The sequence below is a fragment of the Methylobacterium sp. J-078 genome, from assembly GCF_022829285.1.
Lineage (GTDB): Bacteria > Pseudomonadota > Alphaproteobacteria > Rhizobiales > Beijerinckiaceae > Methylobacterium.
Genome location: NZ_JAKSYI010000108.1, coordinates 72,248 through 99,038, shown reverse-complemented (window position 1 = coordinate 99,038; position 26,791 = coordinate 72,248). Strand labels below are relative to the sequence as shown.

The 26,791-nt window shown below is 70.2% G+C and carries 27 protein-coding genes; 15 read left to right on the top strand and 12 right to left on the bottom strand.

Annotation, left to right across the window (positions count from 1 at the left end):
* The first annotated feature begins 101 nt into the window (after window positions 1-101).
* Window positions 102-1,415, top strand: a complete 1,314-nt coding sequence (locus MKK58_RS16765; protein ID WP_243913116.1) for an MFS transporter — start codon at window positions 102-104, stop codon at window positions 1,413-1,415.
* On the opposite strand, the gene MKK58_RS16760 is transcribed toward MKK58_RS16765, so the two are convergent.
* The 3 genes from MKK58_RS16760 to MKK58_RS16750 all read right to left on the bottom strand — a co-directional run bounded on the left by MKK58_RS16760 (window position 1,396) and on the right by MKK58_RS16750 (window position 4,761).
* Window positions 1,396-1,920: a GNAT family N-acetyltransferase gene (locus MKK58_RS16760; protein WP_238274885.1), complete on the bottom strand. Its 525-nt coding sequence runs from the start codon at window positions 1,918-1,920 to the stop codon at window positions 1,396-1,398. The two genes, MKK58_RS16765 and MKK58_RS16760, sit on opposite strands and share 20 nt — an antisense overlap.
* Before the next feature lie 63 nt (window positions 1,921-1,983).
* A complete protein-coding gene (locus MKK58_RS16755; protein WP_243913115.1) occupies window positions 1,984-2,877 on the bottom strand; it encodes a DMT family transporter in 894 nt (297 codons plus the stop codon).
* 165 nt (window positions 2,878-3,042) lie between these two features.
* Window positions 3,043-4,761, bottom strand: coding sequence for an L-lactate permease (locus MKK58_RS16750; protein WP_238274961.1), 1,719 nt, complete (start codon window positions 4,759-4,761; stop codon window positions 3,043-3,045).
* A gap of 279 nt (window positions 4,762-5,040) precedes the next feature.
* On the opposite strand from MKK58_RS16750, the gene MKK58_RS16745 reads away from it, so the two are divergent.
* On the top strand, window positions 5,041-5,964 hold the full coding sequence (locus MKK58_RS16745) for a manganese catalase family protein (RefSeq protein WP_243913114.1): 924 nt from the start codon (window positions 5,041-5,043) through the stop codon (window positions 5,962-5,964).
* Window positions 5,965-6,054: 90 nt separating this feature from the next.
* Here MKK58_RS16745 and MKK58_RS16740 read toward each other — a convergent pair whose 3' ends face one another.
* From MKK58_RS16740 to yajC, 5 genes are all read right to left on the bottom strand, one after another.
* Window positions 6,055-6,936 (bottom strand): phytoene/squalene synthase family protein, encoded by an 882-nt coding sequence (locus MKK58_RS16740; RefSeq protein WP_243913113.1) that lies wholly within the window; start codon window positions 6,934-6,936, stop codon window positions 6,055-6,057.
* A gap of 13 nt (window positions 6,937-6,949) precedes the next feature.
* Window positions 6,950-7,339, bottom strand: coding sequence for an Mth938-like domain-containing protein (locus tag MKK58_RS16735; RefSeq protein WP_243913112.1), 390 nt, complete (start codon window positions 7,337-7,339; stop codon window positions 6,950-6,952).
* 8 nt (window positions 7,340-7,347) lie between these two features.
* Window positions 7,348-8,295 (bottom strand): protein translocase subunit SecF, encoded by a 948-nt coding sequence (secF, locus tag MKK58_RS16730; protein WP_243913111.1) that lies wholly within the window; start codon window positions 8,293-8,295, stop codon window positions 7,348-7,350.
* Window positions 8,296-8,370: 75 nt separating this feature from the next.
* Window positions 8,371-9,978 carry a protein translocase subunit SecD gene (gene secD, locus MKK58_RS16725; RefSeq protein ID WP_243913110.1) on the bottom strand — a complete coding sequence of 536 codons (1,608 nt, stop codon included), beginning with the start codon at window positions 9,976-9,978 and terminating at the stop codon, window positions 8,371-8,373.
* Between the two features lie 80 nt (window positions 9,979-10,058).
* Window positions 10,059-10,394 carry a preprotein translocase subunit YajC gene (gene yajC, locus MKK58_RS16720; protein ID WP_056468563.1) on the bottom strand — a complete coding sequence of 112 codons (336 nt, stop codon included), beginning with the start codon at window positions 10,392-10,394 and terminating at the stop codon, window positions 10,059-10,061.
* Between the two features lie 258 nt (window positions 10,395-10,652).
* Between yajC and MKK58_RS16715 the strand changes: the two genes are divergently transcribed.
* The gene (locus MKK58_RS16715; protein WP_243913109.1) at window positions 10,653-11,558 is read left to right on the top strand and encodes an ATP-binding protein; all 906 of its coding nucleotides are present in this window, start codon (window positions 10,653-10,655) and stop codon (window positions 11,556-11,558) included.
* Window positions 11,559-11,683: 125 nt separating this feature from the next.
* Here the strand turns inward: MKK58_RS16715 and MKK58_RS16710 are convergent, their stop codons facing one another.
* Window positions 11,684-12,097 carry a DUF3597 domain-containing protein gene (locus tag MKK58_RS16710; protein ID WP_243913108.1) on the bottom strand — a complete coding sequence of 138 codons (414 nt, stop codon included), beginning with the start codon at window positions 12,095-12,097 and terminating at the stop codon, window positions 11,684-11,686.
* Between the two features lie 277 nt (window positions 12,098-12,374).
* Between MKK58_RS16710 and MKK58_RS16705 the strand changes: the two genes are divergently transcribed.
* The 4 genes from MKK58_RS16705 to MKK58_RS16690 are packed head-to-tail and all read left to right on the top strand — an operon-like array spanning window position 12,375 to window position 15,777.
* Window positions 12,375-14,096: an ArnT family glycosyltransferase gene (locus MKK58_RS16705; RefSeq protein ID WP_243913107.1), complete on the top strand. Its 1,722-nt coding sequence runs from the start codon at window positions 12,375-12,377 to the stop codon at window positions 14,094-14,096.
* A 20-nt stretch (window positions 14,097-14,116) separates the two neighbouring features.
* Window positions 14,117-14,842 carry a glycosyltransferase gene (locus tag MKK58_RS16700; RefSeq protein WP_243913106.1) on the top strand — a complete coding sequence of 242 codons (726 nt, stop codon included), beginning with the start codon at window positions 14,117-14,119 and terminating at the stop codon, window positions 14,840-14,842.
* 3 nt (window positions 14,843-14,845) lie between these two features.
* On the top strand, window positions 14,846-15,187 hold the full coding sequence (locus tag MKK58_RS16695) for a lipid-A-disaccharide synthase N-terminal domain-containing protein (RefSeq protein WP_056468610.1): 342 nt from the start codon (window positions 14,846-14,848) through the stop codon (window positions 15,185-15,187).
* On the top strand, window positions 15,184-15,777 hold the full coding sequence (locus MKK58_RS16690) for a pyridoxamine 5'-phosphate oxidase family protein (RefSeq protein WP_243913105.1): 594 nt from the start codon (window positions 15,184-15,186) through the stop codon (window positions 15,775-15,777). The genes MKK58_RS16695 and MKK58_RS16690 overlap by 4 nt, the downstream gene beginning before the upstream one ends.
* 13 nt (window positions 15,778-15,790) lie before the next feature.
* Here the strand turns inward: MKK58_RS16690 and metC are convergent, their stop codons facing one another.
* The 3 genes from metC to MKK58_RS16675 all read right to left on the bottom strand — a co-directional run bounded on the left by metC (window position 15,791) and on the right by MKK58_RS16675 (window position 18,639).
* Window positions 15,791-16,978 (bottom strand): cystathionine beta-lyase, encoded by a 1,188-nt coding sequence (gene metC, locus MKK58_RS16685; RefSeq protein WP_243913104.1) that lies wholly within the window; start codon window positions 16,976-16,978, stop codon window positions 15,791-15,793.
* 312 nt (window positions 16,979-17,290) lie between these two features.
* On the bottom strand, window positions 17,291-17,935 hold the full coding sequence (locus tag MKK58_RS16680) for a DedA family protein (protein ID WP_243913103.1): 645 nt from the start codon (window positions 17,933-17,935) through the stop codon (window positions 17,291-17,293).
* Between the two features lie 5 nt (window positions 17,936-17,940).
* Window positions 17,941-18,639 (bottom strand): class I SAM-dependent methyltransferase, encoded by a 699-nt coding sequence (locus tag MKK58_RS16675; protein ID WP_243913102.1) that lies wholly within the window; start codon window positions 18,637-18,639, stop codon window positions 17,941-17,943.
* Window positions 18,640-18,806: 167 nt separating this feature from the next.
* Between MKK58_RS16675 and MKK58_RS16670 the strand changes: the two genes are divergently transcribed.
* The 8 genes from MKK58_RS16670 (at window position 18,807) to rarD (ending at window position 26,760) form a co-directional block, all read left to right on the top strand.
* Window positions 18,807-19,481 (top strand): response regulator transcription factor, encoded by a 675-nt coding sequence (locus MKK58_RS16670; protein ID WP_243913101.1) that lies wholly within the window; start codon window positions 18,807-18,809, stop codon window positions 19,479-19,481.
* Window positions 19,478-20,890 carry a sensor histidine kinase gene (locus tag MKK58_RS16665; RefSeq protein ID WP_243913100.1) on the top strand — a complete coding sequence of 471 codons (1,413 nt, stop codon included), beginning with the start codon at window positions 19,478-19,480 and terminating at the stop codon, window positions 20,888-20,890. Before MKK58_RS16670 ends, MKK58_RS16665 begins: the two co-directional genes overlap by 4 nt.
* Window positions 20,891-21,160: 270 nt before the next feature.
* A complete protein-coding gene (locus tag MKK58_RS16660) occupies window positions 21,161-22,186 on the top strand; it encodes an amino acid ABC transporter substrate-binding protein (protein ID WP_243913099.1) in 1,026 nt (341 codons plus the stop codon).
* The gene (locus MKK58_RS16655; RefSeq protein ID WP_243913098.1) at window positions 22,183-23,367 is read left to right on the top strand and encodes an amino acid ABC transporter permease; all 1,185 of its coding nucleotides are present in this window, start codon (window positions 22,183-22,185) and stop codon (window positions 23,365-23,367) included. Before MKK58_RS16660 ends, MKK58_RS16655 begins: the two co-directional genes overlap by 4 nt.
* 13 nt (window positions 23,368-23,380) lie before the next feature.
* Entirely contained in the window at window positions 23,381-24,517 is a 1,137-nt protein-coding gene (locus tag MKK58_RS16650) for an amino acid ABC transporter permease (protein ID WP_243913097.1), read from the top strand.
* Window positions 24,514-25,257: an amino acid ABC transporter ATP-binding protein gene (locus MKK58_RS16645; RefSeq protein WP_243913096.1), complete on the top strand. Its 744-nt coding sequence runs from the start codon at window positions 24,514-24,516 to the stop codon at window positions 25,255-25,257. Before MKK58_RS16650 ends, MKK58_RS16645 begins: the two co-directional genes overlap by 4 nt.
* Window positions 25,258-25,364: 107 nt before the next feature.
* The gene (locus tag MKK58_RS16640) at window positions 25,365-25,790 is read left to right on the top strand and encodes a hypothetical protein (protein WP_243913095.1); all 426 of its coding nucleotides are present in this window, start codon (window positions 25,365-25,367) and stop codon (window positions 25,788-25,790) included.
* A 112-nt stretch (window positions 25,791-25,902) separates the two neighbouring features.
* The gene (gene rarD, locus MKK58_RS16635) at window positions 25,903-26,760 is read left to right on the top strand and encodes an EamA family transporter RarD (RefSeq protein ID WP_243913094.1); all 858 of its coding nucleotides are present in this window, start codon (window positions 25,903-25,905) and stop codon (window positions 26,758-26,760) included.
* Window positions 26,761-26,791: the final 31 nt, after the last annotated feature.

Genomic DNA, 26,791 nt, shown 5'->3' with positions numbered 1-26,791 from the left:
CGAAACGCCTGTGCCCCCCGCCTCCCCTAGCGCTCACGAAAAAATACGATCACGTTGGGATGAACGACCCAATGTCGAACGTATCAGGGGAGGGAATTCCGATGGCGGGCCATCCGGACCACGACAAGAGCGGCTCCCGGGCCGCCGCCGTCCTGCGGGTGACGAGCGGCAACTTCTTGGAGATGTTCGACTTCTTCGCATTCGGGTTCTACGCCTCCTACATCGCCAAGGCGTTCTTCCCCAGCGAGAACGAATTCGCCTCGCTGATGCTGACCTTCATGACCTTCGGGGCCGGCTTCCTCATGCGGCCCCTCGGCGCCGTGCTGCTCGGGGCCTATGTCGACCGGGTCGGGCGCCGGAAGGGGCTCATCGTCACCCTGGCGATCATGGCCGCCGGCACGATCCTGATCGCCCTGGTGCCCGACTACGCCACCCTCGGCCTCCTGGCGCCCGCCCTGGTGCTGGTCGGTCGCCTGCTCCAGGGCTTTTCCGCCGGGGTCGAGCTCGGCGGCGTCTCGGTCTACCTCGCCGAGCTGGCGCCCCCCGGCCGCCAGGGCTTCTACGTCGCCTGGCAGTCGGGCAGCCAGCAGGTGGCGATCATGGCGGCGGCGGCCATCGGCTACGCTCTCAACCGCCTGCTGTCGCCGGCCGAGATGGGCGCCTGGGGCTGGCGCATCCCCTTCCTGATCGGCTGCCTCCTCGTACCGTTCCTGTTCTACATCCGGCGCTCGCTGCAGGAGACCCCGGCCTTCCAGGCCCGCAAGGTCCACCCGCCGGTGGGCGAGGTGGTGCGCACCCTGGGGCGGAACTGGCGGATCGTCGGGCTCGGGATGCTGATGGTGGCGATGACCACGATCGCGTTCTACGCGATCACGGTCTACACCCCGACCTTCGGCAAGAGCGTCCTCAAGCTCTCCGACACCGACAGCCTGATCGTCACGTTCTGCGTCGCGGTGTCGAACCTGTTCTGGCTCCCCGTGATGGGGGCGCTCTCGGACCGGATCGGCCGGCGCCCGATCCTGCTGCTGTTCTCGGGCCTGACCCTCGTGACGGCCTATCCGGCCCTGGCCTGGCTCGTGGCGCATCCGACCTTCGAGACCATGTTGGCCGTGCTCCTGTGGCTGTCCTTCCTCTATGGCAGCTACAACGGCGCCATGGTGGTGGCGCTCACCGAGATCGTGCCGCCGGCGGTGCGCACGGCCGGATTCTCCCTGGCCTATTCCCTGGCCACCGCCCTCTTCGGCGGGATGACGCCGCTGATCTCGACTTCCCTCATCGAGGCCACCGCCAACAAGGCGGCCCCCGGGCTCTGGATGGCGCTGGGCGGCGCCTGCGGTTTGCTGGCCACCATCGTGATCTACCGAGGGCTCGCCCGGGTTCCGGCCGCGGAACGCGTCAGCCCGGCTCATATGTGAAGATGCGCCGTCCGGGCCGGTGACCCTCGTCGCCGGTGTCGCGGAACCCCAGCTTGCGCAGGAGGCCGACGGAGGCCGCGTTCTCGGGTCGGCACTCGGCGATGATGAAGCGGTTGGGGAAGCGCTCGCGCAGCAGGCCGAGGGCGGCGCGGACCGCCTCGGTGCCGATCCCCTGTCCGCGCGCCGCGCCGCCGACCCAGTAGCCGATCTCGGCGGCGTGGTCGCCGCGCAGGTGGAGGCCGACGATCGCCGCCAGGGTGCCGTCCACCCGTTGCCAGGCGCCCAGGAAGCAATCCTTGCGTACCTTGGCCGGCCCGATGAGGCGGCGCGCATCCGCCAGGGTGAAGGGGGCGGACAGGAAATCCACCGCCTCGATGATGGCCGGATCGTCGGTGAGTGCCCGCACGGCCTCGGCGTCGGCCGGCTCCAGCCGCGTCAGGCGCAGGCGGGCGGTCTCGGCGGGGGGAAGCTTGGCGAGGGTATAGCGCGAGGCGAGGCTGAACATGGCCCCGTGAGCTTACCAGATCGCGCGGCCTTTCGGGCCGGTTTTCAGGCGAACCGCTCGTGTTCAGGCGAACCGTTTGGCGCCCGCCACGCAGAGCACGACGAGGCCCGTCACCGCCAGCATGGAGGGGGCGACGGGCTCGCCCAGGAGCCAGCCCGCCAGCGCCAGCCCGAGGAAGGGCTGCAGCAACTGCAGCTGGCCGACCCCCGCGATGCCGCCCAGCGCCAGCCCGCGATACCAGAACACGAAGCCCACCAGCATGCTGAACACCGAGACGTAGGCGAGACCGCCCCAGGCCGGCCAGCCGATTCCGGCCCAGGCCGAGGGCCGCGTCGTCACGGCCAGCACGGCCATCGCCGGAAGGGACAGGACGAGGGACCAGGAGATGACCTGCCAGCCCCCGAGGCGGCGCGCGAGGACGGCCCCCTCGGCATAGCCGAGGCCGCAGAGCAGGATGGCCGCAATCATCAGGAGATCGCCGGCGGGGGAGGCGCCGCCGCCCTGCGCGAGGGCGAACCCCGCCACGGCCGCTGCCCCCACGACGGAGAACAGCCAGAAGGCGGCCCGCGGGCGCTCGCCCCCGCGCAGAACCCCGAACAGGGCCGTGGCGAGGGGCAGGAGGCCGACGAACACCACGGCATGCGCGGCGTCGACGTGCTGGAGCGCCAGGGCGGTCAGCAGCGGGAAGCCGACCACGACGCCCAGGGCGACCAGGGCCAGGGATGCGAGGTCGCCGCGCGCCGGCTGCCGCTGGCGCAGGGCGAGGAGCAGCCCCGCACCGAGGATCGCGGCGATCACCGCCCGCGCCGAGGTGAGGAACAGGGGCGTGAAGCCCCCGACGGCGATCCGCGTCGCCGGCAGGGAGGCGCTGAAGATGAGGATTCCCACGAGGCCGCTGCCCCAACCCGCCGTTTCCCTGCGCACGATCCGCCTCCCCGCTCCCCGGAGGACGGCCATAGCGCCCCGATCCGGGCCCGCGACAGCGACAATGGCCGGACGATTCCGCCGAACTGTCCGGTGCTCGGACCGGACAGCGCGAATCCACCGATGGGCAGCGCGCATGAAAAACCCGCCCCGGAGACCGGGGCGGGCTGATCGCGTGGCGTTGCGGCGTTCAGTCGATCACGGGTGGATCACCATGGCGCTGAACGGGTGCACGTAGGCCTGCAGCATCACGAGGCCGCCGACGAGGCAGGCCAGCACGATCGAGTGCCAGAACACGAAGCGCAGGATCTTGCCCTCCTGGCCGAAATAGCCGGTCGCTGTGGAGGCGACGACGATCGACTGGGCGTCGATCATCTTGCCCATCACGCCGCCCGACGAGTTCGCCGAGGCCATGAGGATGCCCGACAGGCCGAGCTGCTCCGAGGTGATCTTCTGCAATCCGCCGAAGAGCACGTTGGAGGCGGTGTCGGAGCCCGTCAGCGCCACGCCGAGCCAGCCCAGCAGGGTGCCGAAGAACGGGTAGAGGATGCCGGTGCCGGCGAAGGCGAGGCCGAGGGTGGCATCGACGCCCGCGTAACGGGTGAGCACGCCGAGCGCGAGCATCGCCGCGATGGTGATGAGCGAGTAGCGCAGCACCCAGATCGTCTCGATATAGGCCGTCACCAGGCGCCAGGGCGAGAAGCGCATGATCAGGCCGGAGATGATCGCGGCAAAGAGCACGCCGGTGCCCGTGTAGGACATGTAGGTGAAGGCGAAGACGGCGGCTTCCGGATGGGCTTTCGCCACCACCGGCGGCACCTTCATGATCACGTTGTGCAGGCCCGGCACCTCGTACTTCCAGGTGAAGATCGGGTTGACGAGGCTCTTGAACCAGCCCGTGCCCCAGATCGCCACGATCACCGAGAGGATGATCCACGGAACCCAGGCCATCGCGATCTCGCGGGAGGTCGCGGTACGGCCACCGAGATCCACCTTAGGCAGGTCGCCCGGAACGGCGGCGCCGAGCGAGACCGGACGGCCGCCGTTGACGTAGCCGATGGACGGGTCGTTGCCGCGCAGCGCCGGGGAGGTCCAGATCTCCTTGGGCTGCCAGACCTTGAGGAAGGCCACCAGGGCAGCCATCGAGATCAGCGAGGCGCCGATGTCGACGATCCAGGGGTTGACGTAGTTCGAGATCAGGAACTGGGCTACCGCGAAGGAGCCGCCGCAGACCAGGATCGGGGGCCAGATCTTGATCATGCCGCGGAAGCCCGCGAACACCCAGATCAGCCAGAACGGCACGATGATCGAGAAGAACGGCAGCTGCCGGCCGATCATGGCGCCGAGGATGTAGGGGTCGTAGCCCGTCACCGAGGCGAGGCCCTGGATGGGCGCGCCGAGCGCCCCGTAGGCCACCGGCGCGGTGTTGGCGATGAGCGAGAGGCCGGAGGCGGCGAGCGGCGAGAAGCCGAGGCCGATCAGGATCGCGCCCGTGACGGCAACCGGGGTGCCGAAGCCGCCCGCGCCCTCGAAGAAAGCGCCGAAGGCGAAGGCCACGAGCAGCAGCTGGAGCCGCCGGTCCGTGGTGATGCCCGCCACCGATTGCTGAAGCGTGGCGAACCAGCCCTTCTCCACCGTCAGGCGGTAGAGGAAGATGACGTTGAGGATGATCCAGCCGATGGGAAACAGACCCAGCGCGACGCCGTAGCCGGAGGCGCGGGCGGCGAGATCGGCCGGCATGCCGAACAGGAAGACGGCGACGCAGAAAGCCAGCACGAGGGAGAGCACGGCCGCGATATGGGCCTGCACCTTGCCGCTCGCGATCATGCCGAGCAGGGCGATGACCGGCAGAGAGGCGGCGAGGGTCGAGAGCCAGGCATTCCCGAATGGGTCGTAGACCTGATTCCAGGTGGTCACTGTGTTCACGGGCGCCTTACTCCTCCGGGCAAGCCCGATCTCGTGCCGGGCCTTGTACCCGTAGCTAGCAGAGCGGTCCGGCCGGCTCAACGCGGTTAATCATGTATTCAGAGGGTGTTGCATGGATATCCGTGATCCGGGCCGAGGCGCCAGGGCGCTTTTTCGCAGCGGTCGACGGCGCCGCACCCTGCGCATTCCTACCCGCGTGAGGGGAACATGCGCCTGCGGCGGCCACTTCCCCCACGAGACCCCGAGCGATCGGCACCGGAGAATAAATCTATGTTTATGCGCGTCGACAAGCTACAGGCCGAGCTTCCTGCCCCCAAGCGGAAAGATCCGAACGCCGCCGCGGCGCTGCAGGAATTGCTCGGCGGCAAGTATGGCGAGATGTCGACTCTGGGGAACTACATGTTCCAGAGCTTCAATTTCCGCAGCAAATCGAAGCTGCGCCCGTTCTATAGCCTGGTCGCGGCGATTACGGCCGAGGAACTCGGCCATGTCGAGCTCGTCAGCAACGGCGTGGCGATGCTCGCCAACGGTCCCGACAACGATGGCGACGCGAAGGACGGCGGCGACATCTCGAAGGCGCCGTTCGAGGACATGAAGGACATCCGCCTTGCGGCCGCCTTCCTGTCGAACGGCGGCGGCGTGACACCGGTCAACAGCAACGGCGCCTCCTGGAACAACGACTTCATCACCACCACGGGCAACGTCGTGGTGGACCTGCTGCACAACTTCCACCTCGAATGCGGCGCCCGCCTGCACAAGCTGCGCGTCTACGAGACCCTGACGGACCCGACCGGCCGCGAGGTCTGCGGCTACCTGCTGGTGCGCGGCTCGGTCCACGCCCACGCCTACGCCCTGGCCTTGAAGAAGATCACCGGCGTCGAGATCGAGAAGTTCCTGCCGACCCCGAACATCAACCTCGACAAGATCCCCGAGTGCCAGAAGTACCTCCAGGAGGGCTCGCACCGCCGGCTCTACACCTTCAGCCCGGGCGACTACACCGAGATGGCCGGCATCTGGGGCAACGGCGAGATGGCGCTGCCGGGCGACCCGCCGGGCGAGCTCAGCGTCGTCGAGGGCATGCCGGACGGCGGCAAGATCCACCAGCTCACCGGCGTGCCCTCGGCCTTCACCCCGGACTACGCGCCGCAGGAGATGTTCGAGATCGCCGAGAAGCTGACGAAGAAGGCCCGCTGAGCCGGAAGCTCCGGGCGGGATGAAGACGGGGCGGCTCCTTCGGGGCCGCCCTTTTTCATGGCGGCTTCCCTTTTCGAGGGCCGGTTCGGTTCAGCCCCGGCGGGAGGCGCGCCAGAGAGTCCAGAGGCGGCGCCAGCGCGGAATCTCGATGACCGTGTTGAGGGGGTCGTAGCCCGGCCGCTCCATGGCGGCGAGGTAGGGCTCCACCAGGGCCACGGGCAGGAAGGCGGGGCGCGCGGCCGGCGCGATGGTGGCGCGGGCCGCCTCGTAGGCCTCGAGGTGGCGGCGGGCGAGCGCCCGCAGGTCGGCGGTGGCGCGCAGGAGCCCGGGGCCGCCGCGCCCGGTGACGATGTCTTCGCGGGTGACGCCGTAGGTCTTGAGGATATCGGCGGGCAGGTAGACCTGGCCGGAGCGGGCGTGCCACGGGAGCGCGCGCAGGAGGCCGGTGACCCCGTAGGCGACGCCCGCGTGTCCCGCGGCCGCCGCGCCGCCGGGCTCGACCCCGTCGCAGAGGACGAGGGCGCCGAGGCGGATCAGGGCCGAGACGGTCTCGCCGCAATAGCCCTCGAGGTCGTTCACCCGGGGCATCGGGTCCTCGTAGAGATCGAAGACCCGGGCGTCGATGAGGTCGACGAAGGGCTGGCGGCCGAGCTTGCGCCGGACGATGGCGTCGTCGAGGGCGGCGGCGACGGGATTGGCCTTCACGTCGCCGCGGGCCTCGCCCTGGAGGGCGTCGCGCCACCATTGCAGGCGGATCTCGCCGGCCATCGGGTTGGAGGCGGCCTCGCGGACCCGGGCGACGGTGAGGCTGAAGGCGATGAGGGCGAAGAGGTGGGGCCGGACGGAAGCGGGCGCGAAGAGGGTGGCGAAGTAGCGGTCGGGATCGCCGTCCCGGACCAAGCCCTCGCAATGCTGGAAGGCGAAGGCGAGGTTGCCCTCGGCCGGGCTGGTCCGGGTGTCCGAATCCGTCATGTCCCGCGCTTCATCATGCGACCGCGATCAGGGCGGCGGCGACCTTGCGGTTCTCCGCCATGAGGATGTTGTAGGTGCGCGCCGCGGCCCCCGTCTGCATCACGTCGAGGCCGATGCCGCCCTCCTTGAGCCAACGCCGGAGCGCATCGGGAAAAGGCGCGATGTCGAGCCCGGTTCCGACGAGGAGGAGTTCCACCGTCCCGGCCTCAGCGAGGATCGGACGCAGCGCGTTCCGGTCGATGGCACGGGGCTCGGTCACGTCCCAGGCCCGGATGCCGGACGGCGTCACCAGGATCGAGCCGCGATGGGACATCTCGGCGAAGCGGAAGCCGCCGTTGCCGTAGGCGTCGATGAGGTGGCGCCCGGGAACGAAGCCGTCGTGCAGGCTGCCGGAAGACGCCATGGCCGCCCCTACTCCGCCGCCTGGGGCACGCGCCCACCCGTGGCGCGCCCCTGCGCCTTCACGCCCGAGAGCATCAGGCCGAGATAGATCAGCACCGGCGTCGAGACGAAGATCGCCGAGTAGGTGCAGATCACGACGCCGGCCAGCATCACGATGGCGAAGCCCTTGATCGCCTCGCCGCCGAACAGCACCAGGGCCAGCAGCGACAGGAAGGCCGAGGTCGCGGTCATCACCGTGCGGGACATGGTGGAGTTGATGGAGAGGTTGAGGAGTTCGACCGTCGGAATCGTCTTGTAGCGCCGCATCAGCTCGCGGGTCCGGTCGAACACCACGACCGTTTCATTCAGCGAGTAGCCCACGATGGTGAGGATCGCGGCGATCGAGGTCATGTTGAACTCGATGCGGGTGATGACGAAGACGCCGAGCGTCAGCACGATGTCGTGGAGCGTGCCCACGATGGCGCCGAGCGCCAGCTCCCGCTCGAAGCGGAACCAGAGGTAGAACAGCACCGCGAGCACCGACAGCACGACGCCGATGGTGCCCGACTGCACGAGCTCGCCCGAGACGCGGGGGCCCACGGTCTCGGTACGGCGGAACTCGTAATCGGCGTCGAAGGCGGCATGCGCCTTCTGCATCACCGCCGTCTGGCCCTGCTCGCCCGGCTGCAGCGGGAAGCGCACCAGCACGGTGCCTTCGCCGCCGAGTTCCTGCACTTCCGTCTCGCCGAAACCGAAGCCGTTCGCCGTATGACGCACCGCGCCGACATCGGCGGTCTTCGACTTCGCCTGAAGCTCCACCAGGGTGCCACCCTTGAAGTCGATGCCGAAATTCAGGCCGACGGTCAGGAACAGCACCACCGTCGCCACGGACATGAAGGCCGAGAGCGGGAAGGTGAGGCGCCGGAAGCGCATGAAGTCGACGTGCGACTCGTCGGGCCAGAGGCGGAGCAGGCGCATGATCGGTCTCGAAACTCTTGGTCAAGGATGCCGGCCACGAAGGCCGGCCGTCCGAGATGACGGCAGGGCCGGCGATTAGAACGGCAGGGCCTTGGGCCGGGCCATGTTGTACCACAGGGCGATCATCATCCGGGTCAGGGTCACGGCGGTGATGACCGTGGTGAGGATGCCGAGGATGAACACCACGGCGAAGCCCTTCACGGGGCCGGAGCCGAGGAAGAACAGGATCAGGGCGGCGATCGCCATGGTCGAGTTCGAATCGATGATGGTGGCGAAGGCCTTGTCGAAGCCCGCCTGGAGCGCCGAGACGATGGAGCGGCCGGCCCGCACCTCCTCGCGCACGCGCTCGTAGATCAGCACGTTGGAATCCACCGCCGTGCCGATGGTGAGCACGATGCCGGCGATGCCCGGCAGGGTCATGGTGGCTTCGAGCACCGACATCAGGCCGAGGATGAGGCCCACATGCACGATGAGGGCGATGTTGGCGAAGAAGCCGAACACCCCGTAGGTGGCGAACATGAAGACGACGACGAGGGCACCGGCCACCAGGGTCGCCATCTTGCCGGCTTCGATGGAATCGCGCCCGAGGCCGGGACCGACCACGCGGCGCTCGACCACGGTGAACTTCGCCGGCAGCGCGCCGGCCCGCAGGAGGACCGAGAGGTCGTTGGCCTGCTGGACCGTGAAGTTGCCGGTGATCTGGCCGGAGCCGCCGGTAATCGGGGTGTTGATGCGCGGCGCAGAGACCACCTCGTTGTCGAGCACGATGGCCATGCGGCGGCCGACATTCTCCGAGGTCGCCTGGCCGAAGCGCTGCGCGCCCTTCAGGTTGAACTTGAAGCTGACCATCGGCTCCTGGGTCTGATGGTCGAAGGCCGGCTGCGCGTCGGTGAGATCGCCGCCATCGGCCATGATCCGGCGCTCGACCGGAACCTTGGCGCCCTTCTCGTCACGCGAGGGCAGAAGATCGACGTCGCCGGAGGGCGAGTCCGCAAGCATGCGGAATTCGAGCTTGGCGGTGGAGCCCAGCAGCTTCTCCAGGCGCTCCGGGTTCTGTTCGCCCGGCACCTGGATCAGGATTCGGTCGGCGCCCTGCTGCTGGATCGACGGCTCGGTGGTGCCCGTCGAGTCGAGGCGGCGGCGGATGACTTCGATGCCCTGGCTCACCGCGCGGCGGGTGCGGTCTGTGATGCCCGCATCGGTCAGGGTCAGGCGCACGAGACCGTCGGGCTGCTCGGCGATGTCGATGGTGCGGCCCGCGCCCTGGCCGACGAGGGGGTTGGAGATCGGCTGGGCGAGCTCGCGCAGCTTCGGCAGCAGCTTGGCGCGCGCGGCCGCGTCGGTCACGCGGACCTGAACACCGCGCTGCAGGAGCTGGATGCCGCCCTCGGCGCGCACGCTCTCCTGTTGGAGGATGCGGCGGACGTCGTCGCGCAGGGCCTTGGCCTGGGAGGCCACGAGTTCGTTCTGGTCGACCTCGAGCAGGAGCTGCGAGCCGCCCTGGAGATCGAGGCCGAGCACGATGGCGCGCTGGGGCACGATCCAGCTCGGGAACCAGCCCGGCAGGGAGGCCATGAAGCCCTTGCGCTGCTCGTGCGAGAAGAAGCTCGGCACGGCGAGGCTGAGGCCGATCAGGATGACGGCCAGCGTCGTGACGATCTTGGTTCTCGAGAAGCGCAGCATCCGCCGGTACCGTCCTGTGTCCGTTTCTTCACTGGCGATGCGGGCCCTCGTGCCCGGCCCGCATGCCCGGGTCGCCGCCGTCAGGCGGCCTTGACCGGCGCGCCCTTGACGCGGACTTCCGAGATCATCGTGCGCACGACCTTGACGCGGACGTTGGGCGCGATCTCGACCTCGATCTCCGAGGCCTCGTCGGCGACCTTGGTGACGCGGCCGACGATGCCGCCGGTGGTGACGACGGTGTCGTCGCGGCGCACGTTCTTGACCATGTTCTGATGCTCCTTCACGCGGCGCTGCTGCGGACGGAGGATCAGAAAGTACATGATGACGAAGATGAGGACGAACGGCACCACCTGCAAGGCGATGTCCGCTCCGCCAGCGGCCGAGGTGGCCCCTTGCGCGAAGGCGGGGGTGATCAAGCGGAGGACTCCTCAAGGATGAGGCCCGCGCCGCCAAACCCTCGGTCGAGGGGGCGTCCGGGCTTGTCAAAAAGCGCGCGGACTATAGCCACGGCCTAAGTGAAAGCAACGCCGCACGGGTGAGGCGAATGGGTCGCCGGCCCGTGAATCGCCGGCCGGGACGCGATTTATCGGGTTCATCGCGGCCTCCCGGCACCGTAAAGCACGGCACCCGTCCCAGCTGCCCCGTCGCTGGACGCGAGTTCGAGGAGCCGCCCCATGACCGCCACGCCCCCCGCCGACCCGGCCGTCGATCCGGCCACCCTCGCGGCGTTCCTGCCTGTGCTGGAGCGGATCGCCGCCGCCCTGGAGCGCGCCGCTCCCGCCCCGCGTGCCCCCGTCGACCTGAATGCGGCTGACGCCTTCCTGTGGGGGCCGGAGCGCCGGCTGATCCCGGTGCCACGCGTCAACCGGGTGGCGATCGGCCTCCTCACCGGGATCGACCGGGCCCGCGACACCCTGGTCGAGAACACCCAGCGCTTCGCCGACGGCCTGCCGGCCAACAACGCGCTCCTGTGGGGCGCGCGGGGCATGGGCAAGTCCTCGCTGGTCAAGGCGGCGCATGCGGAGATCAACGCTGCGCGGGCACCCGGTACCCTCCCGCTGAAGCTCGTGGAGATCCATCGCGAGGACATCGAGGCCCTGCCCGACCTGATGGCGACGCTGCGGGGCGACGCCCATCGCTGGATCGTCTTCTGCGACGACCTCTCCTTCGACGGCGACGACACCTCGTACAAGTCCCTGAAGACGGCGCTGGACGGCGGCATCGAGGGACGGCCCGAGAACGTGCTGTTCTACGCCACCTCGAACCGGCGCCACCTGCTCGCCCGGGACATGGTGGAGAACGAGCGCTCCACGGCGATCAATCCCGGCGAGGCGGTGGAGGAGAAGGTCTCGCTGTCCGACCGCTTCGGCCTCTGGCTTGGCTTCCACAAGTGCAGCCAGGACGAGTACCTGGCGATGATCCGCGCCTACGTGGCGCGCCACGGCCTCGAGGCCGAGCCCGACCGCATCCGGGCCGAGGCGCTGGAATGGGCGACCACCCGCGGCTCGCGCTCGGGCCGCACCGCGTTCCAGTTCATCCAGGATCTGGCCGGCCGCCTGGGGCAGCGGCTGGAGGGCTGACGGCGGGGTCCCGCGCCGTCGGTCTGGAGCGCGCGCCGAAATGAAAAAGGCAGGGAGCATGCGCCCCCTGCCCCGGCGGCACGGCCTTTGAAACAGGCCGCGCCGAATAGTCCGAAAAAAGAAGATCAATCCTTGAGGTCGGCCGGGACCTTGCCGCCGTTCTCCTCGAGCTTCTTGATGACCTGCTTGTGCAGCCAGACGTTCATCGTGGCCGAGTCCTCCTTGTCGCCGGTGTAGTGCAGCTCGTCGGCGAGCTGCTTGCGGGCGCTGAGGCTCGAATCGAGGTCGAGGAGCTTCATCAGGTCGACGATCGAGGTCCGCCAGTTCAGGGTCTGGGAATTCTTCGCCGCCATTCCGTTGAGCACCTCCTCGACGTCGACGGGGCCGCCGGCCGGGGCGCCGGTGCTGGTCGGGGTCGAGGCGGGGGCATCCGAGCCGCCGGCGGAGGGCTGTGCGTTCGCCTCCGAGGGCTTGGCCTGGGCATCTCCGCCGCCGAAGGGATGGAGGATCTTGCTGACGATGCTGCCGAGGAGGCTCATAACGAATATCCCTCAATCTCACGTCGGCGGCCGGTGCCGCGACGGGGTGACAACGGAGACGGTCCGGCCCTGTTCCCCAGGGCCGGCGGATCGTCGGGAGCCCCTTCGGCTCGCAGGCTCCCGCGCGGGACAGGGCGGCGGCGGCGCGATTTGACATTCCGGGCCGCATCATCGACACCGCCGGCCTCGCGGCATCGACCGGAATCTTCGACCGGTTTCTGGGGCCGCGTGCCGGTCCGGAGCCGCGTATGTCCCCCCTGACGGCCCATCCCCCCGCATGATCGACCGCGCCACCGTGCCCCGCCCGGCTCGCGGCGACGCCTTCGCGTTCCCGGACACCCTCCTGTCCGCCGCCACCCGGAGCCATGCCTGGGCCTGCGCCCTTCTGGTGGCCCTCTGCCTCGTCTGCTTCCTGCCCGGCATCGCCTCGCTCCAGCCGATGGACCGGGACGAGCCGCGCTTCGCACAGGCCTCCAAGCAGATGCTGGAGACCGGCGACCTCGTCGACATCCGCTTCCAAGGAGAGGCCCGGCACAAGAAGCCCGTGGGCATCTACTGGGCCCAGGCCGCCGTGGTCGGCGCCGCCGAGGCCATCGGCGTGCCGAACGCCCGCACCACGATCGGCCTCTACCGCATCCCCTCCCTGCTGGGCGCCATCGGGGCGGTCCTCCTCACCTACTGGTCGGCCCTGGTCTTCCTGCCGCGGCGGGGGGCCTTCCTCGCCGCCGCCCTGTTCGGGGCCTGCGTCGTGCTCTCGGCCGAGGCGCGGCTCGCCAAGACCGACGCGCTCCTCTGCGCCTGCGCCGTGGCGACCTTTGGCGGCCTCGCCCGGGCCTGGCTCCGGCGCGACGCCGGTCCCGGGCGCCTCGACACCGTCACGGTGTTGGCCTTCTGGCTCGGCCTCGCCCTCGGCATCCTGATCAAGGGCCCGATGGTGCCGCTGTTCTGCGGCCTGCCGGCCCTGGTGCTTTCTGTCCGGTCGGGGTCCGGCCGCTGGCTCGGGGCCCTGCGGCCCGGCCTCGGCCTGCCCCTCACCCTGATGATCGTGGCGCCCTGGTTCGCGGCCATCACCTGGAAGAGCGGCGGCGCCTTCTACGGGGAGGCGGTGGGCCACGACATGCTGAGCAAGGTGCAGGGCGGCTCGGAGAAGCATTTCGCCCCGCCCGGCGCCTACCTCGTGGCGTTCTTCGGCACGTTCTGGCCGGGGGCCGCCTTCGCGGCGCTCAGCGCCTCCTTCGCCTGGGGCCACCGGCGCGATCCGGCCATCGCCTTCCTCCTCGCCTGGATCGTGCCGACCTGGATCCTGTTCGAGATCGTGCCGACCAAGCTGCCCCACTACGTACTGCCGCTGATGCCGGCCATCGCCATCCTCACCCTGCGGGCGCTCGCCGCCGGGGCGCTTCATCCCGAGCGCCGGGGCGCGCGGCTCACCGCCGGGCTCGTGGTGCTGATCCCGGTCGGCCTCACCCTCGGCCTCTCGGCCTTCGCCTTCGCCTACGACCGCACCCTGCCCTGGGCCGGCCTGCCCCTGCTGCTGGCTGCCAGCGCCGTGTCGGCCCTGGCCTGGCGCGCCTTCGCCCGCGGCCTGCCCGAGCGCGCCCTCGGCTTCGGCATCCTGGCGGCGATGCTGCTCTCGCCCGCCGTGTTCGGCCTGACCCAGCCGGTCATCGCCGCCCTCAAGGTCTCGCCCCGCCTCGCGGCGATCCGCGACGCGCTGCCCTGCCCGCATCCGCGCGTGGCCAGCCTCGGCTACCGCGAGCCGAGCTTCGTCTTCCTGATCGGCACCGACCTCGCCATGCTCGGCACCGGCCCGGAAGCCGTCGATTTCCTCAAGGGCGAAGGCTGCCGCCTCGTCTACGTGGAGGGCCGGTTCGCGACTGCGTTCGAGGCCGCCGCCGGGGCCGCCGGGCTGGTGCCGAACCGGGTCGGCGCAGTCTCGGGCTTCAACATCAACGGCGGCCGCCGGGTCGATCTCTCGGCCTACGCGGCGATGCCCTGACCTCCTCGGATCCAGCACCCATGCGCCTCTCCGTGATCATCCCGGTGAAGAACGAGGCCGGCAACATCGCGAGCCTCGTCGCCGAACTCGAGACCGCCTGCGCGCCGCTCGCACCCTTCGAGGTGATCTACGTCGACGACGGCTCCACCGACGGCACCGCCGAGGCACTCGCGGCAGCCCGCGTCGGGCGGCCCTGGCTGCGGGTGCTCGCCCACGACCGCACCGCCGGCAAGGCCGCCGGCATCCGCAGCGGCATCGCGGTGGCCCGCGCGCCCGTCTGCGCCCTGATGGACGGCGACGGCCAGAACGACCCGGCCTTCCTGGCGCCCCTGCTCGAGGCCATCGAGGCGGGCGGGCCGCGCACCGGCCTCGCGCAAGGCCAGCGCGTCGGGCGCAAGGACGGACGGCTCAAGAGCCTTCAGTCGCGCATCGCCAACGGGGTCCGGGTGCGCATCCTCAAGGACGCCACCCGCGACACCGGCTGCGGCTACAAGCTCGTGCGCCGGGACGTCTACCACACGCTCCCGTTCTTCGACGGGCAGCACCGCTTCATGCCGGCGCTGGTCGCCCGCGAGGGCTTCGGCGTGGTCCACCGCGACGTCGTCGACCGGCCGCGCTTCACTGGCACCTCGAAATACGGCCTGTTCGACCGGCTCTGGGTCGGGCTCCTGGATCTCGCCGGCGTGTGGTGGCTGATCCGGCGCAAGCGGGTGACGCCGCGGGTCACGGACGTGACGGGAGCCTGAACCATGCTGATCCAGCTCGCCGAGGACGTGCGCGGCTACGTCTACGACGTCTTCGTCACCCGTTTCGATGCCTGGCTGGTCTTCGGCATCCTGGCGCAGGCGGTGTTCGGCGCCCGCTTCGTGGTGCAGTGGCTCGCCTCCGAGCGGGCCGGCCGGAGCGTGATGCCCCTTGCCTTCTGGTTCCTCTCCATCGCGGGCGGCCTGATGACCCTGGTCTACGGCCTCGTGCGGCGCGAGCCGGTGATCATCTTCGGGCAGGCGCTGTCGACCTTCATCTACCTGCGCAACGTCGCCCTGATCCTGCGCGAGCGCCGCGCCGCCCGGGCGGCCGCCCCGGCGCGATGACGCCGCTGCCGCCCTTCCACGACGACCTCGGCGCGGCTTTCGCCGAGGTCTGGCGGCTGCTGGAGGACGGGCCGCGTCTCCGCCGGAACGCCTTCCACATGCCGGCCCTGGCCACCGTGGATGCCTGCGGCCACCCGCAGGTGCGCACCGTCGTGCTGCGGGACGCCGACTCCGCGGCCGGAGCCTTACGCTTCCACTGCGACCGCCGCTCGGACAAGGCGGCCGAGATCGCGACCTCCGGGGTCGCGGCCCTGCACGGCTACGATTCCGCGACGAAGATCCAGATCCGCGCCTCCGGCCCGGCGACGCTCCACACCGACGACGCCCTGGCGGAAACCGCCTGGGCCGGCTCGATGGCGATGAGCCGGGTCTGCTACGGTGCCGACCCCGCCCCCGGCGCGCGCTTATCCGCCGGCGACGCCTACACCCTGCCGGATGCCGAGACCGCGCTGACCCTCGGGCGGCCGAACTTCTGCGCCGTGGTGGTGGCGGTGGCCCGCCTCGAATTCCTCTACCTCGACCGGCGCGGCCACCGCCGGGCCGCCTGGGAGCGGGCCGACGGCTGGCGCGGAGCTTGGCTGGCGCCCTGACGACGCCCGGCGCTCAGGCGGCGGCGCGCAGCCGCGCGAACCCCGCGTCGAGGTCCGCCTGCAGGTCCGACACATCCTCCAGCCCGATGTGGAACCGTAAGCCCGGGCCGCCGGGATTCCAGCGGGTGGCGGTGCGGTACTTCGTGCAGTCGAACGGGATCACGAGGCTCTCGAAGCCGCCCCAGGAAAAGCCCATCCCGAACAGTTCGAGGCCGTCGAGCATCGCCGCCACGGCGCGCTCCGGGACGGGCTTCAGGATGACGCCGAACAGCCCCGAGGCGCCGGAGAAGTCGCGGCGCCAGATCGCGTGGCCGGGATCGTCGGGCAGGGCCGGATGGAGCACGCGGGCCACCTCCGGCCGGGCCTGGAGCCACTGCGCCATGGCGAGCCCCTGCGCCCCGTGCTCGCGCAGGCGTAACGCCATGGTGCGCAGGCCCCGCAGGGCCAGGAACACGTCCTCCGGGCCGGGGCACATGGCGAAGTGCTCGAAGGTCCGGTGCAGAGCCGGCCAGTATGTCGCGTTCGCAGAGGTCAGGCCGAGGAGCAGGTCCGAGCCGCCCGAGAGGTACTTGGTCCCGGCCTCGACCGCGATGTCGACGCCCCGCGCATGGGGCGGGAACAGGAGCGGCGTCGCCCAGGTGTTGTCCATGATCACCGCCGCGCCCCGCGCGTGGACGATCTCGGCAATCGCCGGCACGTCCTGCATCTCGAAGCTCTGCGAACCCGGCGCCTCCACGAGCACGGCCTTCGTGGTGTCGCGCATCAGGTCGGCGATGCCGGCGCCGACCAGGGGATCGTAGTACTCGACCTCCACCCCGAACCGTTTCAGGACGCCGTCGCAGAAGATGCGGGTCGGGCGGTAGGCGGAATCGCTGATCAGCAGGTGGTCGCCGGCCGAGACCACCGCCATCAGCGCCACGGTGAGCGCCGCGAGGCCCGACGGCGTCAGCACGGTGCCGGCGGCCCCCGCGAGTTCGCTCCAGGCGCTCGTGAGGGAATCCGTCGTCGGCGTGCCGGAGGTGCCGTAATCGTAGCGCCCGCGCCGGTGCTGGAGGTCGTCGTAGGTCGGGAACAGCACCGTCGAGCCGCGATAGATCGGCGTGTTGACGAAGCCGTGCTGGGCGGAGGGGTCGCGTCCCGCATGAACGAGGCGGGTGCTCGCCCCGAAGCGGGCGGGATCGCGGGGGGGCGTGTTCGACATCGGCACCGGTGGGCGAGGGATGGACCTGCCGCGACCGAAGCCCGGCGCGCGCGCTCCCGTCAACCCAGGGGGTCGGAGCGCCGCAGGGTCGGAGGGGGTCATGAGCGGCGCCGCGCGGTCCCACAGCTCGCCACTCGAGACCGGACGATCCAAAACACCCGAGCCCAGCCTCCGGGAGCCCGACTTGAATCACCCCCAGGCCACCCTGCGAACCCCAACTGTCCACACCGCCTTGATGTCTCTCACAAGACGCCCGCTGCACCGGCCTGGCGAAGGCGAGACCCGTCGCGGTCGGGCGTTTCGTGAGGCACTCTAACGCGCCTCCTGCGAGACGGCGCGTGCCGCGGCGTCCAGGGACGCACGCCGGCGACGATGGAGCAGCTTGGTGCCCGCGACGAGGCCGATCTCGGCGGTGACGAGCGCGATCGAAACCCGGAAGCCGAGTTCGAGCGGGTCGGCGCCCGTCTCGCGCAGGGCGTGGCCCAAGACCAGGAACGGCGTGTTCCAGACGAGGATGCCGGTACCGGCGGCGGTGGCGAACGAGGCCGGGCGCAGCCGGAGCACGCCGGCCGGCAGGGCCAGGTAGATTCGCGCGACCGGGACCGTCTGCCCGACCAGCGTCACCCAGAAGCGATTGCGGCGGTAGGCTTCGGCGAGCCTGACGTAGGTCGGCAGCCCGAACAGCACGTATCTGCCGTATCGCGCGACCGCGCATTCGACGCGCCGTTCGCCGAGGCCGCGCCCGATCCCGTACCAGCAGAGGGAGGCGGCCAGCGACCCCGCCCCGGTCGCGAGGATGGCGGACAGGAGGGTGATGTCGTCCGCCACGCTCATCCCGAACAGCATCAGCATGATGTAGGACGGAACGATCGGGATGAACTTTTCCGCGAATGCGGCCGCGAAGAATCCCGGGACACCGAGATTCACGAAGAGCGGGAGAAGCGCCGAGGGTTCCATGACCGTCAGCCCGCGAACGGACGGCGCGAGAGCCGGTAGACGCCGGCCGGTGGGATGTTCCGGATCGTCCGTCCGATGCGGGTCGCCTGCAGGCCGAGCGCATCGAGCAGCGGCTCCGGCACCGAACAGCGCTTGCCGTACGTGTAGAGGAAGAACGCCCCGTCCGGCCGCAGGTATCGGAAGGCTCCGTGTAGGATCGCGGCGACCTTGCGTTCGTCCATGTTCAGCAGGCCCAGACCGCAGACGACCGCTCCGACCGACCCGTTCGGGAAGAGCACGTGCCGATCGAGGGCCGCCGCGTCCATCCACAACACCCGTGCCTGCGGGAAACGCATCTGCAGCAGGCGGGCGAAGTCCGAGCCGTACTCGACGAGCGTCAGGTCCCGCTCGCGGACGCCCCGCGCGATCAAGGCATGCGTGATCGCACCGGTGCCCGGGCCGAGCTCGATGACCGGACCGGTCCGGAACGAGATCTCCTGCGTGATCAGAGAGGCGAGCGCACGTCCGGACGGGGCGATGGAGGCAACGCCCCGAGGGTCGCGCACGAATTCCCGCAGGAAGGGTAGCAGGTCGGAGAGCTTGCCACCCAAGCCTTTTCGGCCTGTCTGGCTGCCGGCAGCCAATGTTTCTCTATAGATTTCCATGTAATACATCTTTCGTTTTTCTGCTCGATACTGTGTTTTTATTACTTTTATCGAGGGCAAAACGATCTCATGGTTGTCTGTCGAGAAGCTGTCGTTCGTGACCGCGGAAAATTTTTCACGAAATTCGAACGTCCGGGCCGTCCTGCAAGACTGCCGACAGACAGGCGCGATAGGATTCCGGGGTTGGCCCGGGCTAGAGGACGCGGGGGGCCCCGCGAGGTTCGTCGATGCGCATGCTGTTGGTCGAGGACGAACCGGAGATGGCCTCCGCCCTGCGCGCCGTGCTGTCGCGCCATGACATCGTCGTCGATCGCGCGGCCGACCTCGGGGAAGCGGAGGCGATGGCGGAAGCCTGTGGCTACGACGTCATCGTCCTCGACCGGCAGCTTCCCGATGGTGACGGATTGTCCCTGATCCCGAAGCTGCGCGCGGGCGGGAGCCGGGTGCCCGTGCTCGTGCTGACGGTTCGAAGCGAGATCGCCGACCGGGTCGCCGGCCTCGATCACGGGGCGGACGATTACCTGTCCAAGCCCTTCGCGTTCGAAGAGTTGCTGGCGCGGCTGCGCGCGCTGCTGCGCCGCCCCGCGAACCTGCAGACCGAGGTGGTACGGAGCGGACGGCTCGCCTTCGACTTCGCCAACCGCGAGGCCCGCATCGATGGCGAGATCCTCGATCTGACGCGGCGTGAGACGCTCGTCCTGGAGGCGCTCCTGCGTCGCCTGGGCCGCATGGTCCAGCGCGACGCCCTGATGGAGGCCGTGTTCGGCCTCGACGACGAGGTCCAGCCGAATGCCCTCGACACCCAGGTCTCGCGTCTGCGCCGCAAGCTCGCGGACGCCGACAGCGGCCTGATTCTCAACGGTGTGCGCGGGATCGGATACCTTTTGCGGGAAACCCCATGAGCCTGCGGCGCCCATCTTCCCTCAAATGGCGGCTCGTCGTTCTCACCGCCACCGCGCAAGCGGCGACCTTCGCACTTCTGAACCTCGCCGTCGTCGGTGTCGTCGGCGCCCTTTGGATGAGCGGGGCCATCAGCGGTGGAACCTATCAGCTGAGCACCATCGAGGCTCTTACGGCAGCGGTCGAACGGACTTCCGACGGCGATCTCGTGCTGCGGCCGACCAAGGAACTCGATCGGTTGAGGCGCGAGGTCGACGGCTTCTGGTTCGTCGTGCGCGACGATGCCGGCCACCAGCTGTCGGAAGGACGGCTTCCGGATATGTTGACCCCCCTGATGCCGGGCCTCGACCGAATCGAAAGCGCGGTCGTCGCCGGGGATCGCAGCGATGAGACGGCGCCGGTGGCGGTCCTGCAACGCGTGGATACGCCGGCCGGCCGGGTTCAGATGCTCACGAGTGGCAAGGGGCCCGCGCTCCTGCGTCAGGTCGTGGCCGCGTTCCTGCCGTGGCTGTACCTGAACCTCTTCGTCATCGGCTTGATGACGGTCGCCACGCTCCTCGTCACGCCCCTCGTGGTGCGCCGTGCCATGCTCGGGCTCGGAAGGGCCGCGGATGAGGCGAAGCGGATCGATATCGGCCGCAGCGGCGCGCGCCTGACGGAGGCGGGGGTGCCGGTCGAGATCCTTCCCTTGGTCCGGGCGGTCAACGAAGCCCTGGCCCGCCTCGACAAGGGCTACGAGAGCCACAAGCGCTTCCTGGCCGATGCCGCTCACGAATTGCGGACTCCGATCGCGATTCTGACGACGCGCATCTCCGCGCTGCCGTCGGGGCCGGAGAAGACGCGCCTGCTGGAGGACACCACGCGGCTGACCGTGCTGACGGGACAGCTCCTCGACCTGCAGCGCCTGGGACAGGATCACGCGACCCTCCTGCCCGTCGACCTCGTGGCCCTGGCCAAGCGCGTGGTCCTCGACCTCGCGCCTCTTGCCTTCGCGGCCGGCTACGAAGTGACGTTCGAGCCCGAGGCGGAGACCGTGATCGTCAACGGCGACGAAACCGCCCTCGATCGTGCGCTCACGAACCTGATCCAGAACGCGATCGATCACGGCGGCCGACGCGGCACGATCCGGGTAGGAGTCGCCTGCGCCGGTTGGATCGAGGTCTCCGACGAGGGCGCCGGCATCCCGTCGGACCAGCTCGACCAGGTCTTCGAGCCGTTCCACCGCGCGCGGCAGGGTGGCAAGGGCGCTGGCCTCGGGCTCGACCTTGTCCAGAGGATCATGCACCTGCACGGCGGGCACGCCGAAGTCGTGGCCGGACCCTCGACGGGTGCCTACATGCGGCTGGTCTTCCCGTGGCGGCAAGGCTCGGACCGCCAGGGGATCCACTCTGATCCGGTCTCCTGCACCTGATGACTGGCCGTGCTCTGATCCGGCTTGGGCGTCTGGCGATCCGACGGTTTCCAGGTCCGGTATGATCCGTCATCCGCTCGATCGGAGCGGACGACGGATCGGCAAGTAAAGCTCCTGCTCAGAACCTGCGGGTGATGGCCGGGGCGCGCGCGTCCGGATTCCGGGCTCGCCAGCGGCGTCCCGGAATGACGGGGTGGGTCGGACGACCGGCGCGCGCGGTTCCGTCAACCGGCGGCTTGACCGCGGCGCGCGATCCCCTGCAATGCGCGCATGCGACTGGTCTCCGTCACGCCCCTCGCCACGCTCCTCGGTGCCCTGCTCGCCGCGTCTCCGGCACCGGCTCAGGATGGCACCTTGGCCCAGGTGAAGGCGCGCGGGCACCTCGTCTGCGGGGTCAGCGGCGGGGTGGCGGGCTTCAGCATGCCCGACGGGCAGGGGCGCTGGCACGGCCTCGACGTGGATTTCTGCCGGGCGCTCGCCGCCGCGATCTTCGACGATCCGGAGCGCGTTCGCTTCATCCCGCAATCCTCGGCCGCGCGCTTCACCGCCCTGCAATCGGGCGAGATCGACGTGCTCGCCCGCAACACCACCTGGACACTGTCGCGCGACACCGCCGCGATGAATTTCCCCGTGATCACCTTCTTCGACGGGCAGGGGTTCCTCGTCCGGAAATCCCTGACCATCACCACGGTGAAGCAGCTCGACCGGGCGACGATCTGCCTGCAGCAGGGCACCACCACGGAGCTCAACACCGCCGACTGGTTCCGCACGCGGGGCTTGAGCTACCAGGTCGTCACCTTCGCCAACAGCGAACAGACGCTCGGCGCCTACGAATCGGGGCGCTGCGACGCCTACTCGACGGACAAGTCCTCCCTCTACGGCGAGCGCCTGAAGACCGCGCATCCGGAGGAGCACGTCATCCTGGAGGAGGCGATCTCGAAGGAGCCCTTCGCGCCCGGCGTGCGCCAGGGCGACGATGCCTGGCGCGACCTCGTGGCCTGGACCCACTACGCCATGATCGACGCGGAGGAGGCGGGGATCAGCCAGGCCAACGTCGCGGCCTTGCGCGAAAAGACCCTGAGCCCGGACGTGAAGCGCATCCTCGGCGTCGAGGGTCGCTACGGCCGGGGCCTCGGGCTCACCGACGACTGGGCCTACCGGATCGTCCGCCACGTCGGCAATTACGGCGACGTCTTCGCCCGCAACCTCGGCGAGGCGACGCCCCTGAAGATCCCGCGCGGGCTCAACGCCCTCTGGACGAACGGGGGCCTGCAATACGGGCCGCCGATCCGGTGAGGGCGGGGCCGCCCGAATCCGGGTCCGGGCCGAGGACCGGGTCCACCCGCGCCCTCCTGCTCCAGGCCCTCGTCGCCCTGGCGCTGGCGGCGCTGGCCTATGCGGCCTTCGCCAACGCGTCCGAAAAACTCGCGCGCCAGGGCATCACGGCCGGATTCGGCTTCCTCTCGCGGGCCGCCGGGTTCGACATCAGCCAGCGGCTGATCCCCTATGCCGCCGCCACCTCGACCTATCTCGACGCGTTCTGCGTCGGGCTCCTCAATACGCTGCTGGTCTCAGGGCTCGCCATCGGGCTGGCCACGCTGATCGGGTTCGCGGTCGGCATCGCCCGGCTCTCGCCGAACTGGCTCGCCCGGACGCTCGCGGCCACCTATGTCGAGACCCTGCGCAACCTGCCGCTCCTGCTCCAGCTCCTGGTCTGGTACGTGGCCGTGCGGGTGGCGCTGCCCGAGGCGCAGCACCCGGCGGCCTGGGGCGGGGCCTATCTCAGCCAGCGCGGGCTGTTCCTGCCGCGCCCGGACTTCTTCGGAGTCGCCTGGCTCGTGCCCCTCGCCTTCGCGGCCGGGATCATCGCGGCGCTCGCCCGGGCGCGCCGCGCGGCCCGGCATGTGGAGACCGGGGCGGAAACCGGCCCGGTCGCATGGCCGGCCCTCGCCTGGGTGCTCGGCCCGCCGGCGCTCGCCTGGATCGGGCTGGCGCTCGCCGGGCATCCCGTCGGGATCGCCTGGCCTTCCCCCGGTCCCTACGGGCCGGAGGGTGGCCTCGGGGTGCTGCCGGAATTCGCCGCTTTGCTGCTGGGGCTCTCCACCTACACGGCAGCCTTCATCGCCGAGATCGTGCGCGCCGGTCTCGCCAGCGTGGCCCGCGGCCAGGGGGAGGCCGCCGCAGCCTTGGGGCTCGGCCGCGCCAAGGCCCTGCGCCTCGTCACGATTCCCCAGGCGATGCGGGTGATCGTGCCGCCGCTCACCAGCCAGTACCTCAACATCACGAAGAACTCGTCCCTGGCGGTGCTGATCGGCTATCCCGACCTCGTCCACGTCTTCATGGGCACGGTGCTCAACCAGACCAACCAAGCCGTGGAGGTCGTGGCCATCACTATGGCGGTCTACCTGACCCTGAGTCTCGGCCTCGCCGCCATGATGAACGCCTATAACCGCCGCGCGGCGCCCGTATCTCGATGAGGCAGGCGACGCGATGACCGTGATCCGCGAGACCCTTCTGCCGCCGGCCCCGCCCCCGCGCCGGACCGGCGGCCCCGCCGGCTGGCTCCGGAAGAACCTGTTCTCGAGCCCCGGCAACACCCTGACCACCCTGGTGATCCTGGCCGGGCTGGCGCTCCTCCTGCCCCCGGTGATCCGCTTCCTCGTCACCGACGCGGTCTGGAGCGGGAACTCGGGCGAGGCCTGCCGGCCGGAGGTCGCCGGGCACCCGGTGGGGGCCTGCTGGGCCTTCATCGGCGCCAAGATCAACTACCTCGTCTACGGCTCCTACCCGGCGGCCGAGCGTTGGCGCCCGAACCTGTTCTTCGGCCTCGTGGCCCTGGGCACGGCCTGGATGCTGTGGCTCGACGCGCCGCGCCGTGGCCTCGGGGCCGTGCTCGTATTCGTCGCCGGCCCGGTCCTCGCCTATTGGCTACTCTCGGGCTCCTCCGTGCTGGGCCTCGCTCCCGTCGCCACCAGCCTGTGGGGCGGCATGCTGGTGACGGTGGTGGTCTCGCTCGTCGGCATCGTCGCGTCCTTGCCGCTGGGCATCTTCCTCGCCCTGGGGCGGCGCTCGGACCTGCCGGTGCTGCGCTACGCCTGCATCGGCTTCATCGAATTCTGGCGCGGGGTGCCGCTGATCACCGTGCTCTTCATGGCCAACGTGATGCTGCCGCTGTTCCTGCCCGGCGATCTCACCGTGGACCGGCTGGTGCGGCCGCTCGTCGGCATCGCGCTGTTCGCCTCCGCCTACATGGCGGAGGTGGTGCGCGGCGGCCTGCAGGCGATCCCGGAGGGTCAGGGCCAGGCGGCCCTGGCGCTCGGGCTGACGAAGGGACAGGCCATGCGCCTTGTCATCCTGCCCCAGGCCCTCAAGGTGGTGGTGCCGGGCATCGTCAACACGCTGATCGGGCTGTTCAAGGACACCACCCTGGTCTCCATCGTCGGCATCGCGGACTTCATCCGGGTGCTGGAGGCGGCCCGCGCCGACCCGCGCTGGTCGGCACCGACCATTCCGGCCACGGCCTATGCCTTCGCCGCCCTGTTCTACCTCGCGGTGTGCTTCGCGATGGCGCGCTACGCCGCCTTCATCGAGCGCCGCCTCGCCGCCGGCGAGCGGGGCCGGTCATGACGTCCCCCGCCACGACGACGCCGGCGGTCGAATTCCTGGGCGTGAACAAGTGGTTCGGGACCGCCCACGTCCTGCGCGACGTCTCCCTCGCGGTGGCGCAATCCGAAAAAATCGTGATCTGCGGCCCCTCGGGCTCGGGCAAGTCGACCCTGATCCGCTGCGTCAACGGCCTCGAGCCTTATCAAGGCGGCACGGTCCGAGTCGACGGCCACGACCTCACCCCCGCCCGCATCCCGGCCGTGCGGCGCTCCGTCGGCATGGTGTTCCAGAGCTTCAACCTGTTTTCCCACCTCACCGTGCTGGAGAACTGCACCCTGGCGCCGATCCACGGGCGCGGGATCGACCGCCGGGCCGCCGAGGCCCGGGCACGGGACGAGTTCGCGCGCCTCGCCATCGCGGATCTGGCGGACCGCTATCCCGGCCAGCTCTCCGGCGGCCAGCAACAGCGGGTCGCCATCGCCCGCGCCCTCTGCCTCGACCCGGCCGTGATGCTGTTCGACGAGCCGACCTCGGCCCTCGACCCCGAGATGGTGCAGGAGGTGCTCGACACCATGACGGATCTGGCGGCCCGCGGCATGACCATGCTCTGCGTCACCCACGAGATGGGCTTTGCCCGCCGCGTCGCCGACCGGGTGGTGTTCATGGACGAGGGCCAGATCGTCGAGGTCGCCCCGCCCGAGGCCTTCTTCGAGCGGCCCGAGCATCCCCGCACCCGGGATTTTCTCGCGCGCATCCTCTGAGCGGAGTTGTGCCGGCGCAGGAAACGGCGCGCGGAGGCCGGCTCCGGTTCATTAACGCAGACGCGCTAAATCCCGTCCGGTACTCGCGTATCCGGGAAGCCCGTCCCTTGCGTATCCTGCGGAACATCGTCGTCGGCAGTGTCTTCGGCGGCAGCGCCCTGGCCATCGCCTTCGCCTGCGTCGACCGGCTCGACCATCCGGCCCCCAAGGCGTCCCGATCCGCCGCGCCGGTGGCCGCCCTCACCCGGGCCCGTCCGCCGGAGCCCACCGTGACGGGATCGCTGCCGGCGGAGACCGGTCCCTCGATCAGCGACATCCTCGGGCGCGACGGCGGCGGCACGACGGCCCGGACGCCCGTGGTGCGGACGACCCCGCCCAAGCCCGCCACGGCGCGCGAGGCGGCCGCCAAGGTGACGCCGAAGCCCGCCGCGCCCAAGCCGCCCGTGAAGCGGACCGCCGAGGGCTTCGACACCGAGCGCCTGAACGCCCTGATGCGCGGCGACCCCGCCGTCACCCTCACCCGCGCGCGCTGAGAACGCGCGCGGTCGCCGGATGATCGTCGCCCGGGTGATCCCCGTCGAAGACTTGCTATAAGCCGCGCCCGGCCCCCTTTGGCCGCGACGCGGTGGCAGGAGGAGGCGGGCCTTGGGTCTGATCTACGCGCTCGGCGCCTACCTGAGTTGGGGCCTCGTGGTCCCGGTGCATTTCCGCCTGCTCGACGCCGTGCCGGCGCCCAGCATCCTCGCCGACCGCATCGTCTGGTCGAGCCTGCTCGTCGCCGGGCTGCTGGTGGCTCTGCGTCGCCGGATCCGGAACCCCTTCCCCCTGGTGCGCCGGCACGGGCTCCTCGTCCTCTCGGCCGGCTTGATCGGCGTGAACTGGCTCCTCTACCTGCAGGCCGTGCAGTCCGGGCACATGCTCGACGCGAGTCTCGGCTACTTCATCAACCCGCTGATGAGCGTGGGCTTGGGCGCCGTGGTGCTCGGCGAGCGCCTGCGCCCGGTCCAGGCCGCGGCCGTGCTGCTGGCCGCCGGCGCCGTGCTGCTGGCCGTCGTCATGGCCGGCAGCCTGCCCTGGGTCTCGCTGGCACTTGCGGGAAGCTTCTCGCTCTACGGACTCGCCCGCAAGGTCGTCGGCGTCGACGCCATGGTGGGCTTTGCCGCCGAGACGCTGCTGCTCCTGCCGGTGGCGCTGATCTACCTCGCGGCCTTCGCGCCGCCCGTGATCCAGGGCGACCCCGTGCGGGCAGGCCTGATCCTGCTCACCGGGGCCACCACGGCCCTGCCCCTGATCTGGTTCGCGGCGGCCGCCGAACGGCTCACCCTCGCGACCCTCGGGCTGATGCAGTACCTTGCGCCCTCCTGTCTCCTCGTGCTCAGCACCCTCGTCTACGGCGAGCGGCTGGAGCCCCACCGCGCGGTGCTGTTCGGGCTGATCTGGCTGGCGCTGGCGATCTACGCGGTCGACGCCACCCGCGCCGCCCGGCAGGCGCGGGCCGCTTGAGGGAGCTTCAGCGCGACGCGCGAACCCGACC